This window comes from Pseudomonas sp. zjy_15, from assembly GCF_043101865.1.
In the GTDB taxonomy this organism is placed as follows: Bacteria; Pseudomonadota; Gammaproteobacteria; order Pseudomonadales; family Pseudomonadaceae; genus Aquipseudomonas; species Aquipseudomonas putida_Y.
Window position 1 is genome coordinate 25,587 of sequence record NZ_JBICII010000100.1, and the last position, 15,569, is coordinate 41,155.

The window sequence follows — 15,569 nt, forward strand, 5'->3', positions numbered from 1 at the left end:
CTTTACGCAGGAAATAGCGGATAATGGTTTGCCCCGATATGCAGCAAATCTGCCGTAGATGTGCCATTTCAGGGCATCATGGGGTTGGCTTGACATCAGTATCTCTTTTCGATTGACTGGTCTTGCAAGCCCCCCTTGATTGATATTTTTAACAACAAAGGTGTTGCATCATGTCGGTACCCCCGCGTGCCGTTCAGCTTAACGAAGCGAACGCGTTCCTTAAGGAACATCCTGAGGTTCTCTACGTTGACCTTCTGATTGCAGATATGAATGGTGTGGTGCGTGGCAAGCGCATTGAGCGCACCAGCCTCCACAAGGTTTACGAGAAAGGCATCAACCTGCCTGCTTCCCTCTTCGCCCTGGACATCAACGGCTCCACCGTCGAAAGCACCGGGCTGGGCCTGGACATCGGCGATGCTGACCGCATCTGCTATCCCATTCCCGATACGCTCTGTAACGAGCCGTGGCAAAAACGCCCCACCGCCCAGTTGCTGATGACCATGCACGAGCTGGAAGGCGAGCCGTTCTTCGCCGACCCGCGCGAAGTGCTGCGTCAGGTGGTGACCAAGTTCGACGAACTGGGCCTGACTATCTGCGCCGCATTCGAACTGGAGTTCTACCTGATCGACCAGGAGAACGTGAACGGCCGGCCGCAGCCACCCCGCTCGCCAATTTCGGGCAAGCGCCCCCAGTCGACCCAGGTGTACCTGATCGACGACCTCGACGAATATGCCGACTGCCTGCAGGACATCCTCGAAGGCGCGAAAGAACAAGGCATCCCGGCCGACGCCATCGTCAAGGAAAGCGCTCCGGCGCAGTTCGAAGTCAACCTGCACCACGTGGCCGACCCGCTCAAGGCCTGCGACTACGCGGTACTGCTCAAGCGGTTGATCAAGAACATCGCCTACGACCATGAAATGGACACCACCTTCATGGCCAAGCCCTACCCGGGCCAGGCAGGCAACGGCCTGCACGTGCACATTTCCGTGCTGGACAAAGATGGCAACAACATCTTCACCAGCGAGGATCCCGAGCAGAACGCCGCGCTACGTCACGCTGTCGGCGGTGTGCTCGAGACCCTGCCCGCGTCCATGGCATTCCTTTGCCCGAACGTCAACTCGTACCGCCGCTTTGGCGCGCAGTTCTACGTGCCGAACGCGCCGAGCTGGGGCCTGGACAACCGCACCGTGGCGCTGCGCGTGCCAACGGGCTCCGCGGACGCCGTGCGCATTGAGCACCGCGTGGCCGGTGCCGACGCCAACCCGTACCTGATGATGGCTGCGGTGCTGGCGGGCGTGCACCATGGCCTGACCAACAAGGTCGAGCCGGGCGAGCCGATCGAAGGCAACTCGTACGAGCAGCTGGAGCAGAGCCTGCCGAACAACCTGCGCGATGCCCTGCGCGAGCTGGACGACAGCGAGATCCTGAACAAGTACATCGATCCGAAGTACATCGACATCTTTGTCGCGTGCAAGGAAAGCGAGCTGGAAGAGTTCGAGCACTCGATCTCCGACCTCGAGTACAACTGGTACCTGCATACCGTGTAAACGAAAACGCCGCCCCTCAAGGGCGGCGTTTTTTGTTTGAGACCGGTGTCGCCTGCTTCGCGGGCACGCCCGCTCCCACAGGTAAGCCATAGGATTCAGCCCTCGAAATTACCCTGTGGGAGCGGGCGAGCCCGCGAAGAGGGCGGCCCAGGCTTACAGGGGCTTCTCGAAAATCTTCGAATTGCGCTGGTAGTTGTACAGCGAAGCCCGCGCCGCCGGCAGCCGCTCCACGCCACTCGGCGCAAAGCCGCGCTCGCGGAACCAGTGCGCCGTGCGCGTAGTCAGCACGAACAAAGTACTCAAGCCCATCTGCCGTGCCCGGCTCTCGATCCGTTCCAGCAGCTCGTCCCCACGCCCGCCATGGCGGTACTCCGGGTTCACCGCCAGGCAAGCCAGCTCCCCGGCCTCGGAATCGGCAATCGGGTACAGCGCCGCACAGGCGATAATCATGCCCTCGCGCTCGACCACGCTGAACTGCTCGATCTCTCGCTCCAGCACTTCGCGTGAACGGCGCACCAGGATGCCCTGCTCTTCCAGCGGGCTGATCAACTCCAGCAAGCCACCCACATCCTCGATAGTCGCCTCGCGCACCACTTCGAACTGTTCCTGCGACACCAGCGTACCGCCACCTCCACGGGTGAACAGCTCGGTGAGCAGCGCGCCGTCCTCGGCATAGCTGACGATATGGCTGCGCGCCACACCGCCTTTGCAGGCCTCGGCCGCAGCATCCAGCAGTTCGCCCTGGTAGTCGCTGCCAAGACGCTGCAGATGCGGGGTAACCTGCTGCGGGCGCAGTTCGCGCACCAGTCTACCGTCGGCGTCCAGCAGGCCCGGCTCGGCGCCGAACAGCAGTAATTTGTCGGCGCCCAGTTCGATGGCCGCGCGGGTAGCCACGTCTTCACAGGCCAGGTTGAAGATTTCCCCGGTAGGCGAGTAGCCCAAGGGCGACAACAGCACGATGGAGCGCTCGTCGAGCAGGCGGCTGATGCCCTTGCGGTCGACCCGGCGCACTTCGCCAGTGTGGTGGTAGTCCACGCCTTCGAGCACACCGATCGGCCGCGCGGTGACCAGGTTGCCGGACGCCACGCGCAGGCGCGAGCCCTGCATGGGCGAAGCGGCGATGTCCATCGACAGCCGCGCTTCAATGGCCAGGCGCAGGGCGCCGACGGCATCGATCACGCAATCCAGGGTAGCCGCATCAGTAATACGCATGCCCCGGTGGTAGTGCGGGGTCAGGCCGCGATCGGCCAGCCGGCTTTCGATCTGCGGGCGCGAACCATGCACCAGCACCAGCCGCACGCCGAGGCTGTGCAGCAGCACCAGGTCGTGGACGATGTTGCCGAAATTAGGGTGTTCCACCCCATCGCCAGGGAGCATGACCACGAAGGTGCAGTCGCGATGGGCATTGATATAGGGGGATGCATGACGCAGCCAGTTGACGTAATCGGGCATGACAGAGCCTGTGGATAAGTGGACGGAGAACGGCGATGCAGGGGGCGTTCAGGATCATCGTCGGAACAGGCTTGCGGTCACGCGCGGTCTCCTCTAGGCAGGAACGAATCAGTTCGATTGACGTTTAGTGCAGGCAATAGTGCCGGATCAGGTCACGCAATAGACGCACGGTAGGCTCGATTCGTGACATTTCAAGGTATTCGCCAGGCTGGTGGGCGCAGGCAATGTCGCCAGGGCCCAGCACAATGGTCTGGCAGCCCAGTTGCTGAAGATAAGGTGCTTCGGTGCCGAACGCCACCGCTTCAGCGCGATGACCGGTCAGGCGCTCCGCGACCTGAACCAGTTCGACATCGGCAGCCTGCTCGAACGGCGGCACCTCCGGGAACAGCGGCGCATAGTCGATGCGCACCTCATGGCGCTCTGCAACCGGCAGCAGTTTTTCGCGAATGGCCGCGCGCAGTTGCTCCACATCCATGCCCGGCAGCGGCCGCAGGTCGAACTCCAGGGCGCACTGGCCGCAGATACGGTTGGGGTTGTCGCCGCCGTGGATGCAGCCGAAGTTCATGGTCGGGGTCGGCACGGTGAATTGGGGGTTGCTATAGGTTTGTTGCCACTGCTGGCGCAGGCCCATCAGCTCGCCCATGACCGCATGCATGGCCTCCATGGCGCTGCGGCCCAGGCTTGGGTCCGACGAATGGCCGCTGCGACCGAGGATGTCGATGCGGTCCATGAGGATGCCCTTGTGCATGCGGATCGGCCGCAGCCCGGTAGGCTCACCGATGATCGCTGCACGGCCCAGTGGCTGGCCGGCCTCGGCCAGGGCACGGGCGCCGGACATGGAGCTTTCTTCGTCGCAGGTGGCAAGGATCAGCAGCGGCTCCTTGAAGTCGTGCTCCAGCAGCGGGATGACCGCTTCGATGACCAGGGCGAAGAAGCCCTTCATGTCGCAACTGCCCAGACCGACCCAGCGGCCATCGGTCTCGGTAAGCTTCAACGGATCGCTGGCCCACAACTGTTCGTCATAGGGCACGGTATCGCTGTGCCCGGCCAGCACCAGCCCTCCCGGGCCGGTGCCACGGCTGGCCAGCAGGTTGAATTTGCCGGGGCTGACCTGCTGGATATCGCACTTGAAACCCAGGTCGCCCAGCCAACCGGCCAGCAGGTCGATAACCTGGCGGTTGGACTGGTCCAGCGCAGGTTGGGTACAGCTGACCGAAGGCGCGGCGATCAAGGCGGCAAACTGGTCTTTCAGCGTCGGCAACGGCATGCGCGTACTCCTCGGAAACGTTGCCCATCATAGGACTATCCGCTGTCTGGAATAAACCGTTGAAGGCTGACTGCTGTAGACTCTCTGCCAACCACGCCCCCTCTTTCGAGTCTGTGATGCACAAAGAAACCGAACTGAAGCTCCGCGCCAGCCGCGAGACCCTTGCCGCCCTGCGCGAGCACCCTCTGCTGAAAAAGCGCAACAAGTCCGGCTGGCAGACCCGTGAACTGCTCAACCAGTACTTCGACACCCCCGAGCGTGAGCTGTCCGCCGCCCGTGTCGCCCTGCGCCTGCGCCGCGATGGCGACGCTGTCATTCAAACCCTCAAGTGCCGCGGCCAGAGCGTGGCCGGCCTGTCCGAGCGCAACGAGTACGAATGGAACCTGGACAAGGTCAAGCTCGACCTGAAGAAGCTGGACGCCACCTGCTGGCCCGAGCAACTGGCCAACCTGGACAAGAAAACCATCAAGCCGCTGTTCACCACCGACTTCAGCCGTGAATACGCTGAAATCGCCTGGGGCCGTGGCAAGAGCAAGGTGGTGATCGAGGCTGCGCTGGACCAAGGCTTCGTGATCGCCGGCAAGCGCAAGGAAGAGATCTGCGAGCTGGAGCTGGAATTGCGCGAAGGTGAACCGCAAGCACTGCTGGAACTGGCTGCAGAACTGGCCGCCAGTCTGCCACTGATGCCGTGCGACATCAGCAAGGCCGAGCGTGGTTACCGCCTGCTGGAACCGGACAGCTACGAGCTGGCCCTGCCACACACCGCGCTGGAAGCCGAAATGGCCCTGGACGACGCCTATGCCGCCCTCGCCTGGCAACTGCTGGGCAGCAGCCAGCGCCTGGCCGAGCAGTACCGCCACAACGGCCACTGGCGCCTGCTCCAGGACTGGGTCGAGTGCCTGAGCGAGCTGCGCGCGCTCACCGCCAGCCTGGGCCAGGCAGCACCGCGCGCAACCACCCGCGACCTGCGCGCCAGCCTTGATGCCTTGCTTGAAGACTGGCGCCCGCTGGTGCAGGCCGGCAACGATGACGAAGACATCCGTCGCGCCGCGCCTGAGCAGTTTGCCGAAGAACTGGAAGACGTACGCTGGGGCCAGTTCTCGCTGGAAACCTCACGCTGGCTGATGGCCCGCACCTGGACCACAGAGCGCAAGGGCCGCGGCGAACGCCAAGGCAAGGCACAACTGGCCAGCTGGCTGGGGCACTTGCTGGGCGAGGAAGGCCGCGCGTTGAAGCTGCCGCTGTACACCCAGCGCCCGGAAGACCTGGCCGAGCAGCTGCCACGTATCGAGCAGCTTCTGGCCTGGCTGCACCACGCCCGCCAGGTGCTGGAAGCGCCGCAGATGGACCGCCTGTACGGCGACCTGAAAAAGCTGCACGAACTGGCCGAGCAGCCCATCAGCGATGAAGTGCTGGAAGCGCGTATCGAACAGGCTCGGGCGGTGGACCAGAGCCGCGGCTGGAAGCACCTGCTCAAGGCGTGATACCGCGCCGCCTGCTTCGCGGGTAAACCCGCTCCTACAAAGGGTTCGCGCCAGGCGTGAGGCCGTGTGTAGGCACGGGTTTACCCGCGAATGGCCTCACCGGTGTAGGAGCGGGTTTACCCGCGAATGGCCTCACCGGTGTAGGAGCGGGTTTACCCGCGAATGGCCTCAACGCGATAGCGGCAGGCTAGTGGTGGACTTGATCTCGGAAAGCGCCACAATCGAGTTCACCTCCTGAATCCCCGGCACGTTCGACAGTTTTTCGAAGAAGAACCGCTCGTAGGCCTCGATGTCCGACGTGACGATACGCAGCAGAAAGTCCACAGCCCCCATCAGCACATAACACTCCAGCACCTCTGGGAACCCACGGATCGCCTCGGTGAACTCGGTGAAGTTGGAGCGCCCATGGGCGTTCAGTTTCACTTCGGCGAAAATCTGCGTGTTCAGGCCGACCTTCTTGCGGTCCAGCAAGGTCACCTGCCCACGAATCACCCCCTCTTCCTTCAAGCGCTGAATGCGCCGCCAGCACGGCGATTGCGACAGCCCGACGCGCTCGGCGATCTGTGCGCTGGACAGCGAAGCGTCCTCCTGCAGCAGTTCGAGGATGCGACGGTCGTAGGCGTCCAGCTCGCTGTGCATTATTCATTCTCCAAAACGGCTTTTATTGAATAATTGAATTCACCATTAAGGTGAAACAGCCCAATCATAGCGAAAAAATGCCGCCAGCAACGTGCAAGAATTTCTCTATCATTTGCGGAGACCAGCATGAACGCACAGCCCCGTACCGACGCCTGGGCCGCCACTAACGCCCACAGCACCGTGCACTATCGCCTGCAGGCCGAAGCCGAGCCCGATAGCCTGTGCCGGGTGCTCAACCTGTTCGCCTTGCAGTTCCTGACCCCGCATAGCGTGCAGGTCAGCCAGCTGGATGACTGGCTGGATATCGAAATCGGCATTGGCGGGTTGAGCTGGCACCGGGCCGAGGTCATTGCACAGAAGCTGCGTAACCTGGTGTGTGTGGGTGAGGTGAGCTTGACCAACTTGCAGCGAGTGGCGTTGGCAGTGGTCTGAACCACCCTCTCTGCCGGGCCTGTACCGCATAGCACTAAAGGCCCGTGCGATCCCTTTAGGAAAGGGTCCACCCGCGAAGCGTCCGATACAGGCGCAGCAAAATTCCGAAACCTTTCACCTCCGATAGCCTCCCGCCGCCCGGCTAGCCTTGATCAGCACTACCCGATCAGGCACGGACGCCAACCATGCACACCCCCGACAACCCTGCACTCGACCTCAAGCGCGTGCTCCAGGCCCTGCTCGCTGACCAGCACCTGCACGCCAGCGATACCCTGCAAGTACTCGAGCACGCCACCACCCACCCTGCCAGCCACCCGCTGGAACACATCGCCGCCTGCAACCTGGAAAGCCGCCAGCACCCCGGCCAGCCCCTGGACCTGGAGCACCTTTGCCAGTGGCTGGCCGACAAGGTCGGACAACCCTACCTGCGCATCGACCCCATGCAACTCGACCTGCCCCAGGTCACCGGCCTGATCTCCCCAGCCTTCGCCCAGCGCCACGGCATCCTCATCGTCGCCACCGATGCCTCCAGCGTCACCGTCGCCAGCGCCCAGCCTTTCCAGGATGACTGGCAGGCCGACCTGGCCCGCAGCCTCGGCCGGGAGATCCGTCGCGTACTGGCCAGCCCGCAGCAGATCCGTCAGTCAGCGCAGTCGTTCCACCGCCTGGCCCAGTCGGTAAAAGGCGCGCAATACCAGCAGTCGGCCAGCCTGGGGGAACTTGAGCAATTGCTCGAGCTGGGCAAACGCCAGGCCGAGGCCAGCGCAGACGACGCGCACATCGTTCATATCGTCGACTGGCTGTTGCAGTACGCCATCGAGCAACGCGCCAGCGATATTCACCTGGAACCGCGCCGCGAACAGGGCCAGCTGCGCTACCGCATCGATGGCCTGCTGCACACCGTCTATGCCTTCCCCGCCGGGGTCACCCTGGCCCTCGTCAGCCGCCTGAAACACCTGGGCCGCATGGACGTTGCAGAGAAGCGCCGGCCGCAGGACGGCCGGCTACAAAGCCGCCTACCGGGCGGTGGCGAAGTGGAGCTGCGGCTTTCGACCCTGCCCACCCCGTTTGGCGAGAAACTGGTGCTGCGCCTGTTCGACCCGCACCAGTTGCAAGAGGGCTTAGAACGCCTTGGCCTGCAAGGCCAGCAACTGGCCCAATGGCAGCGCCTGCTACGTCAGCGCCAAGGCATCATCCTGGTCACCGGCCCCACCGGCTCTGGCAAGACCAGCACGCTGTACACCAGCCTCAAACTGCTGGCCACACCTCAGGTCAACCTGTGCACCATCGAAGACCCGATCGAGCGCCTGGAACCAGCCTTCAACCAGCTGCAGGTGCAGCCAGCGCTGGACCTGGGGTTCGCCAACGCGGTCAGGGCCATGCTGCGCCAAGACCCCGACATCATCATGATCGGCGAAATTCGCGACCGCGAAACCGCCCTGGTGGCAGTGCAGGCAGCGCTGACCGGGCACCTGGTGCTGTCGACCCTGCATACCAACGACGCCTGTGCAGCCATCACCCGCTTGCAAGAGCTGGGTGTAGCCGACTACCTGATCAAGGCGACGCTTATCGGGGTGATGGCCCAGCGCCTGGTGCGAACCGTCTGCACCGACTGCCAGGCAGGCTCATCAGTCACCTGCCGAGCCTGCCGCGGCACCGGCTTTCAGGGGCGCACGGGATTATTCGAACTGCTCGAGCCCAGCGACACCTTGCGCGCATTGATCGGCCCTGATGCCGACCTGACCCGTTTGCGGCGCCAGGCGCTGGCCGATGGCCTGGTTGACCTGCGCCGTTGCGGCGAGGCCAAAGTGGCCGCTGGGCAGACCCGTACCGAGGAAGTGCTGCGCGTCTGCAACTGACGAAAAGTCCTTTGTATTCAAGGAACTTGCCTTGCCCGTAAAGATCCAAGCGCGCATCTTCAATCATCACCCTTCGAGGTGTTTCAACATGCGTCTCAAAACCGCCATTGCCGCGGCCACCTTGCTTTCGCTGCCTCTTGGCTCGGCCATGGCCGATACCTTCTGGCGTAACGTGATGACTTCCGGCGCTACCACGGCGTCGAGCTACCTGACCTCGCGGGATCACAAGCGGCTAGTGGCCGCGCAGGATGACGCCAGCAGCTTCGTCGCCAGCGAAGGCGCGATCCGCGGGCCGTTCCTGGAAGCGGCCATGCGCGAGGCACGGGCAGAGAACCCAGGGATGCAGGCTTCCGACATGGAGCTGGCCAATGCCATCCTGGCCAAGAATGCGGTAGCCGAGTAACTGCGTCGCCTGCTTCGCGGGTAAACCCGCTCCTACAGGTACCCGCGAAGCATCCAACACCAACCTCAGCGATAAGCCTCCACCGGCACACACGCACAGAACAGGTTCCTGTCCCCATATACGTTGTCTACCCGGTTCACCGCCGGCCAGTACTTGTGCTGGCGCACGTGAGCACTGGGGGCCACCGCCTGCTCCAGGCTATACGGCCTGTCCCACACCCCCAGCACATCAGCCAAGGTATGCGGTGCATGCTTCAGCGGGTTGTTCTCCGCTGGCCAGTTGCCCTGCTGTACTTCGTCAATTTCCGCCCGAATCGCCAGCATCGCCTCGACGAACCGGTCCAGCTCGGCCTTCGATTCACTCTCGGTCGGCTCCACCATCAACGTGCCCGGCACAGGGAAGGACATGGTCGGTGCGTGGAAGCCATAGTCCATCAGGCGCTTGGCCACGTCCTCTTCGCTGATGCCTGTCAGTGCCTTCAACGGCCGTAGGTCGAGGATGCATTCATGCGCCACGCGCTGATTACGCCCACGGTAGAGCACCGGGAACGCCGCGCCCAATCGGCTGGCCAGGTAGTTGGCCGAGAGGATAGCCACCTCGCTGGCGTCGGCCAGCTGCGGGCCCATCATGGCAATGTACATCCAGCTGATCGGCAAGATGCTTGCGCTGCCCCAGGGCGCGGCGCTGACCGCGCTGTTGTTCGGGTCCAACCCAGGCACCGGCACCACCGGGTGGCTGGCGACGAACGGCTTGAGGTGCGCGCGGATACCGATCGGCCCCATGCCTGGGCCGCCGCCACCGTGGGGAATGCAGAACGTCTTGTGCAGGTTCATGTGTGAAACATCGGCCCCAATGTCTGCGGGGCGCGCCAGGCCCACCTGGGCATTGAGGTTGGCACCGTCCATGTAAACCTGGCCGCCGTGATGGTGCACCACCTCGCAGATTTCGCGTATCCCCTCTTCGTACACACCGTGGGTCGAGGGGTAGGTGATCATCAGGCACGACAGACGCTCCCCTGCCGCGTGTGCCTTGGCTTTCAAGTCTGCCAGGTCGACGTTGCCATCGTTGTCGCAGTCGACAATCACCACTTCCATGCCAGCCATCTGTGCCGACGCCGGGTTGGTACCGTGGGCCGACGACGGGATCAGGCACAACGTACGCATCGGCTGATGGCGGCTGCGGTGATAGCGCGTGATGGCCATCAGGCCGGCGTATTCACCCTGAGCACCGGAGTTGGGCTGCATGCAGATCGCATCGAAGCCGGTGATCGCGCATAGCCAGTTTTCCAGTTCGTCGATCATCGCCTTGTAGCCTGCCGCCTGGGCAGCAGGGGCGAACGGATGCAACTGGGCGAAGCCGGGCCAGGTAATGGGGATCATCTCACTGGTGGCGTTGAGTTTCATGGTGCACGAGCCCAACGGGATCATCGACTGGTTCAGCGCCAGGTCCTTGTTCTCCAGTTGCTTGAGGTAGCGCAGCATCTCTGTTTCGCTGTGATGCAGGTTGAACACGGGGTGGGCGAGGAATGGCGTGCGTCGCACCAGGCTGGCGGGGATGCCTTCAGGCAGGGCCAACTGGTCGAGGGCGGTGATTTCCAGGCCGTGATCCACCCCCAGGAAGATGTCGAGCAGGCGCAGCACCGTCTGCTCGTTGCAGGTTTCGTCCAGGCTCACCCCCAAGTGCCCGCGACCGAGAATGCGCAAATTGATGTGCGCGGCCTCGGCGCTTTCAATGATGGCCGCCTGGGCACCGCCAACATCCAGGGTAAGGGTATCGAAGAAGTGCTGATTGAGGCGTTTGATGCCCTTGGCCTCGAGGCCGGCAGCCAGGATGAAGGTCAGCCGGTGCACACGCTGAGCGATGCGCTGCAGGCCTTCCGGGCCGTGGTACACCGCGTAGAAGCCAGCAATGTTGGCCAGCAGCACCTGGGCCGTGCAGATGTTGGAATTGGCCTTTTCGCGGCGAATATGCTGCTCGCGGGTCTGCAGGGCCATCCGTAATGCGGTGTTGCCACGGGCATCGCGCGATACGCCGATGATGCGCCCCGGCATAGCCCGCTTGTAGTCGTCGCGACAGGCGAAATAGGCCGCGTGAGGCCCGCCATAGCCCATCGGCACACCAAAGCGCTGGGTCGAGCCCAGCACCACATCGGCGCCCAGTTCTCCGGGCGGCGCCAGCACCACCAGGCTTAGCAGGTCAGCGGCTACGCAGGCCAAGGCCTGCTGGCTGTGCACCTGGTCGATCAACGGGCGCAAGTCGCGCACTTCGCCGTGGGTGTCGGGGTACTGCAGCAAAGCGCCGAACACGGAGTGCTTGGCAAGATTATCCACAGAGTCGACGATCAGCTCGAAGCCGAAGCCCTCGGCGCGGGTCTTGAGTACCGATAGGGTCTGCGGATGACAGTGCTCGTCGGCAAAGAAGGTGTTGCTCGTGTTGCGTGCCACCCGCTTGGCCAAGGCCATGGCCTCGGCGGCAGCAGTGGCTTCATCGAGCAGCGAGGCATTGGCCAGAGCCAGGCCAGTGAGGTCGATGACCATTTGCTGGAAGTTCAGCAGCGCCTCCAGCCGGCCTTGGGCAATTTCGGGTTGGTATGGCGTGTAGGCGGTGTACCAGCCGGGGTTTTCCAGCACGTTGCGCAGGATGACCGTGGGGGTGATGGTGCCGTGGTAGCCCATACCGATGAGGCTGGTCCAGACCTGATTCTGTTCGGCGTAACCGGCGAGCTTGGCCAGGGCGGCTTGCTCGTCCAGTGCCGCTGGGAGGTCGAGGGGGCGATTGAGGCGGATGTCGGGCGGAACGGTCTGCTCGATCAGCTCGTTGCGGCTGGCGATACCCAGCGCGTTGAGCATGGCCTGCTGCTCTGTGGCATCGGGGCCCAGGTGACGGCGCAGAAATGGGTTGAACTCTTGCAGTTGATGCAGGCTTGGCGACTGGGACATGACGACGCTCTCTTCCTGGACCAGGTCTCATGGAGACTTACAAGTCTAGGAAGGGATTGCCGATTGTGCGGGGAAACTTGTCTGCAGGCCCGGCCTCTTCGCGGCTAAAGCCGCTCCTACAGGGGCTGCACCCGCCTCGAATGCAGTGCTGTACCCGTGTAGGAGGCTTTAGCCGCGAAGCAGGCGACGCGGTCTTACTCGCCAATCAGGGCCTTGTAGCCAGCAGCATCCAGCAACTTGTCCAGCTCGGCCGGGTTGCTTGGCTTCAATTTGAAGATCCACGAATCGTAAGGCTCTTCGTTGAGCAGTTCCGGGCTCTCAGCCAGCTCTTCGTTGACCGCAATCACTTCGCCACCGACCGGGGCGTAGATGTCCGAAGCGGCCTTGACCGACTCCACCACACCCGCAGCGTCGCCAGCGCCAAACACTTTGCCGACTTCAGCCAGCTCGACGAACACCACATCACCCAAGGCTTGCTGGGCGTGATCGCTGATTCCCACGGTCACACTGCCGTCGGCTTCCAGGCGAGCCCACTCATGGCTTTCGGCAAAACGCAGGTCGGCGGGGATATTGCTCATGTCTTGAATTCCTCGATTGGCTCAGCGGTACGCCCGCCGGTTATAAATTGTTCAGATCAGGATCTTGCCGTGGCGCACGAAGGTCGGTTTGACCACCCGCACCGGGTACCACTTGCCGCGAATTTCTACCTCGGCCCGATCACCGGTAGCCATAGGCACGCGCGCCAACGCAATGGACTTGCTCAGCGTAGGCGAGAAACTACCACTGGTGATCTCCCCTTCGCCAATACCGGCTACACGTACTACCTGATGGGCGCGCAGTACACCGCGCTCTTCCAGCACCAGACCCACCAGTTTTTCCTGCACGCCGTGCTCGATTTCCGCAAGCAGGCCGGCACGGCCGATGAAGTCGCGCTCGGCCGGTTCCCAGGCGATGCTCCAGCCCAGGTTGGAGGTGAGCGGGGTGTGGTTTTCGTCGATGTCCTGGCCGTACAGGTTCATGCCGGCTTCCAGGCGCAGGGTATCGCGGGCGCCCAGGCCGCTTGGGGCGATACCGGCACCGACCAGGTCGTTGAAGAAGGCCACCGCCTGATCGCCCGGGAAGATGATCTCCAGGCCGTCCTCACCGGTATAGCCGGTGCGGGCAATGAACCAGTCGCCGTCGGCAACGCCCTCGAACGGGCGCAGTTCGCGGATGAGTGCAGCGCGCGCGGGGCTGAGCAAGGCCGCGACCTTTTCGCGGGCACGCGGCCCCTGGATGGCAAGGATGGCCAGATCAGGGCGGACCTGGAAGTCCACGGAAAAACCGGCACGTTGCAATTGCAGCCAATCGAGCACCTTGGCACGGGTGGCGGCATTGGTGACCAGGCGATAGCCGGTTTCAGTGCGGTAGACAATCAGATCATCGATCACCCCGCCCTGTTCGTTCAGCAGCGGGCTATACAGCGCCTTGCCGGTGTCGTCGAGGCGGGCCACGTCGTTGGCCAGCAGACGCTGCAGCCAAACAGTGGCATCAGTGCCGTCGACATCGATCACGGTCATATGAGAAACATCGAAAACGCCGCAATCGCTGCGCACCTGGTGGTGCTCCTCGACCTGCGAGCCATAGTGCAGGGGCATGTCCCAGCCACCGAAATCGACCGTCTTGGCGCCTAGCGCCAGGTGCAGGTCATACAAAAGCGTGCGCTGTCCCATGGGTTTCTCCTTCCGGGCGTGGCGAAGCGGCGGCGGTCGATGACGTTGGGTCGTCAGCTTTTCTTGTTACTCACACCCGCCGCGCGAATGCCGCGCATTGTAGCCGCAAGGTCGCAAGCTGACATCCTCAGTGACTGTGACCGGGTCGGCGGGCCGAACGGCGAATCAGTCCGATGACCGGCAGCAGCCCCACCATTACCAAGGTCAGTGCCGGCAGCGAGGCTCGCGCCCATTCGCCCTCGCTGGTCATCTCGAACACCCGCACAGCGAGGGTGTCCCAGCCGAACGGCCGCATCAGCAAGGTGGCGGGCATTTCCTTGAGCACGTCGACGAACACCAGCAGCGCGGCACTAAGGGCACCGGGTACCAGCAGCGGCAGATATACCTTGAAAAACAATCTTGCTCCGCCGACACCCAGGCTGCGCGAGGCTTCGGGGAGTGAGGGGCGGATGCGTTCCAGGCTGCTCTCCAGCGGCCCGTAGGCCACCGCGATGAAGCGCACCAGGTAGGCCAGCAGCAACGCCGAGAGGCTGCCTAGCAGCAGCGGCTTGCCGGCGCCGCCCAGCCAGCTGGACAGCGGAATGACCAGGTGGTTGTCGAGGTAACTGAAGGCCAACATGATCGACACCGCCAACACCGAACCGGGCAGGGCATACCCCAGATTGGCCAGACCAACCCCGGCGCGGATACCGCCCGTCGGTGCCTGGCGCCGGGCAAAGGCCAGCAGCAGCGCCACACATACCGTGACCAGCGCCGCCATGCTGCCCAGGTAAAGGGTGTGCAGCACCAGGCCGATATAACGCTCATCCAGGTCATGCCGGCCGCGCTGCCAGAACCACGCCAGCAACTGCAGCAGCGGGATGACGAAAGCGCAGGCGAACACCAGCAGGCACCAGCCACTGGCCAGCAGCGCCTTGAGACCACGCAGTTGATAAAGCGCCTGCACGCGTGGTCGCTCGTTGCCGCTGCGGCTGGCACCACGGGCGCGGCGCTCGCCGTACAGCACCAGCATCACCGCCAGCAGCAGCAAGCTGGCCAGCTGGGCCGCACTGGACAAGCTGAAGAAGCCGTACCAGGTCTTGTAGATAGCCGTGGTGAAGGTGTCGAAGTTGAATACGGCCACTGCACCGAAGTCGGCCAGGGTTTCCATCAGCGCCAGGGCGATACCGGCACCGATCGCCGGCCGCGCCATGGGCAGGGCCACCCGCCAGAAAGCCTGCAGGGGCGTTAACCCAAGTACCCGCGCCGCCTCCATCAGGCCCTTGCCCTGAGCCAGGAAAGCCGTGCGCGCCAACAAGTAGACATAGGGATAGAAGACCAGCACCAGGACGGTGATTACCCCACCGGTGGAACGCACCCGAGGCAGGCGCATTGGCCCGAACACCTCGCGCAGGGCGCTTTGCACCGGGCCGGCAAAGTCCAGCAGGCCGACGAAGACGAACGCCAGCACGTAGGCCGGGATGGCGAACGGTAACATCAGCGCCCAGTCCAGCCAGCGTCGACCGGGGAAGTCGCAGAGGCTGGTGAGCCAGGCCAGGCTGACGCCCAGCACGGTGACACCAATACCCACACCCACCACCAGGGTCAGGGTATTGCCGAGCAGGCGGCCCATCTGGGTGTCGAGCAGGTGGGACCAGATCTGCAGGTCGATGGATTGCCAGGACAGCAGCAGCACGCTCAGGGGCAGCAGCACCAAGGCGGCGATCAGGGAGACCGGGAGGTACCAGCGGCGTTGGGGGGTGTGGGGCAAGGCTGAAATCTCGAGTGCGATGGCGACCGCTGCGCGGTCGTTCGCGGGTAAACCCGCTCCTACGGGGACCGCGCAAGGCAGTGCA

Annotated in this window: 12 protein-coding genes; 5 read left to right on the plus strand and 7 right to left on the minus strand. The window is 63.5% G+C overall.

Annotated elements, in window-relative coordinates:
* The first annotated feature begins 170 nt into the window (after window positions 1-170).
* Window positions 171-1,547, plus strand: a complete 1,377-nt coding sequence (locus ACF8EF_RS18240; protein WP_021783548.1) for a glutamine synthetase family protein — start codon at window positions 171-173, stop codon at window positions 1,545-1,547.
* Between the two features lie 153 nt (window positions 1,548-1,700).
* Here the strand turns inward: ACF8EF_RS18240 and argA are convergent, their stop codons facing one another.
* Together argA and argE are read right to left on the minus strand one after the other, a co-directional pair.
* Window positions 1,701-2,999 (minus strand): amino-acid N-acetyltransferase, encoded by a 1,299-nt coding sequence (gene argA / locus ACF8EF_RS18245; protein ID WP_176682814.1) that lies wholly within the window; start codon window positions 2,997-2,999, stop codon window positions 1,701-1,703.
* Window positions 3,000-3,123: 124 nt separating this feature from the next.
* Window positions 3,124-4,266: an acetylornithine deacetylase gene (gene argE / locus ACF8EF_RS18250; RefSeq protein WP_021783547.1), complete on the minus strand. Its 1,143-nt coding sequence runs from the start codon at window positions 4,264-4,266 to the stop codon at window positions 3,124-3,126.
* Window positions 4,267-4,382: 116 nt separating this feature from the next.
* Between argE and ACF8EF_RS18255 the strand changes: the two genes are divergently transcribed.
* Window positions 4,383-5,750 (plus strand): inorganic triphosphatase, encoded by a 1,368-nt coding sequence (locus ACF8EF_RS18255; RefSeq protein ID WP_176682815.1) that lies wholly within the window; start codon window positions 4,383-4,385, stop codon window positions 5,748-5,750.
* Between the two features lie 168 nt (window positions 5,751-5,918).
* Here ACF8EF_RS18255 and ACF8EF_RS18260 read toward each other — a convergent pair whose 3' ends face one another.
* Complete coding sequence (locus ACF8EF_RS18260) at window positions 5,919-6,389, minus strand: Lrp/AsnC family transcriptional regulator (protein WP_003253717.1); 471 nt, start codon at window positions 6,387-6,389, stop codon at window positions 5,919-5,921.
* A 126-nt stretch (window positions 6,390-6,515) separates the two neighbouring features.
* On the opposite strand from ACF8EF_RS18260, the gene ACF8EF_RS18265 reads away from it, so the two are divergent.
* The 3 genes from ACF8EF_RS18265 (at window position 6,516) to ACF8EF_RS18275 (ending at window position 9,083) form a co-directional block, all read left to right on the plus strand.
* Window positions 6,516-6,821, plus strand: a complete 306-nt coding sequence (locus ACF8EF_RS18265) for a hypothetical protein (protein ID WP_176682816.1) — start codon at window positions 6,516-6,518, stop codon at window positions 6,819-6,821.
* A 185-nt stretch (window positions 6,822-7,006) separates the two neighbouring features.
* Window positions 7,007-8,680 carry a GspE/PulE family protein gene (locus tag ACF8EF_RS18270; protein WP_392460439.1) on the plus strand — a complete coding sequence of 558 codons (1,674 nt, stop codon included), beginning with the start codon at window positions 7,007-7,009 and terminating at the stop codon, window positions 8,678-8,680.
* Between the two features lie 88 nt (window positions 8,681-8,768).
* Window positions 8,769-9,083, plus strand: coding sequence for a DUF2388 domain-containing protein (locus tag ACF8EF_RS18275; protein WP_392460440.1), 315 nt, complete (start codon window positions 8,769-8,771; stop codon window positions 9,081-9,083).
* Between the two features lie 65 nt (window positions 9,084-9,148).
* Here ACF8EF_RS18275 and gcvP read toward each other — a convergent pair whose 3' ends face one another.
* From gcvP to ACF8EF_RS18295, 4 genes are all read right to left on the minus strand, one after another.
* Complete coding sequence (gene gcvP / locus ACF8EF_RS18280) at window positions 9,149-12,022, minus strand: aminomethyl-transferring glycine dehydrogenase (protein WP_392460441.1); 2,874 nt, start codon at window positions 12,020-12,022, stop codon at window positions 9,149-9,151.
* A 194-nt stretch (window positions 12,023-12,216) separates the two neighbouring features.
* On the minus strand, window positions 12,217-12,600 hold the full coding sequence (gene gcvH, locus ACF8EF_RS18285; RefSeq protein WP_176682820.1) for a glycine cleavage system protein GcvH: 384 nt from the start codon (window positions 12,598-12,600) through the stop codon (window positions 12,217-12,219).
* Between the two features lie 51 nt (window positions 12,601-12,651).
* Window positions 12,652-13,734 carry a glycine cleavage system aminomethyltransferase GcvT gene (gene gcvT, locus ACF8EF_RS18290; RefSeq protein ID WP_252460452.1) on the minus strand — a complete coding sequence of 361 codons (1,083 nt, stop codon included), beginning with the start codon at window positions 13,732-13,734 and terminating at the stop codon, window positions 12,652-12,654.
* Between the two features lie 127 nt (window positions 13,735-13,861).
* Window positions 13,862-15,484, minus strand: coding sequence for an iron ABC transporter permease (locus ACF8EF_RS18295; protein ID WP_176682821.1), 1,623 nt, complete (start codon window positions 15,482-15,484; stop codon window positions 13,862-13,864).
* Between the last annotated feature and the right edge of the window lie 85 nt (window positions 15,485-15,569).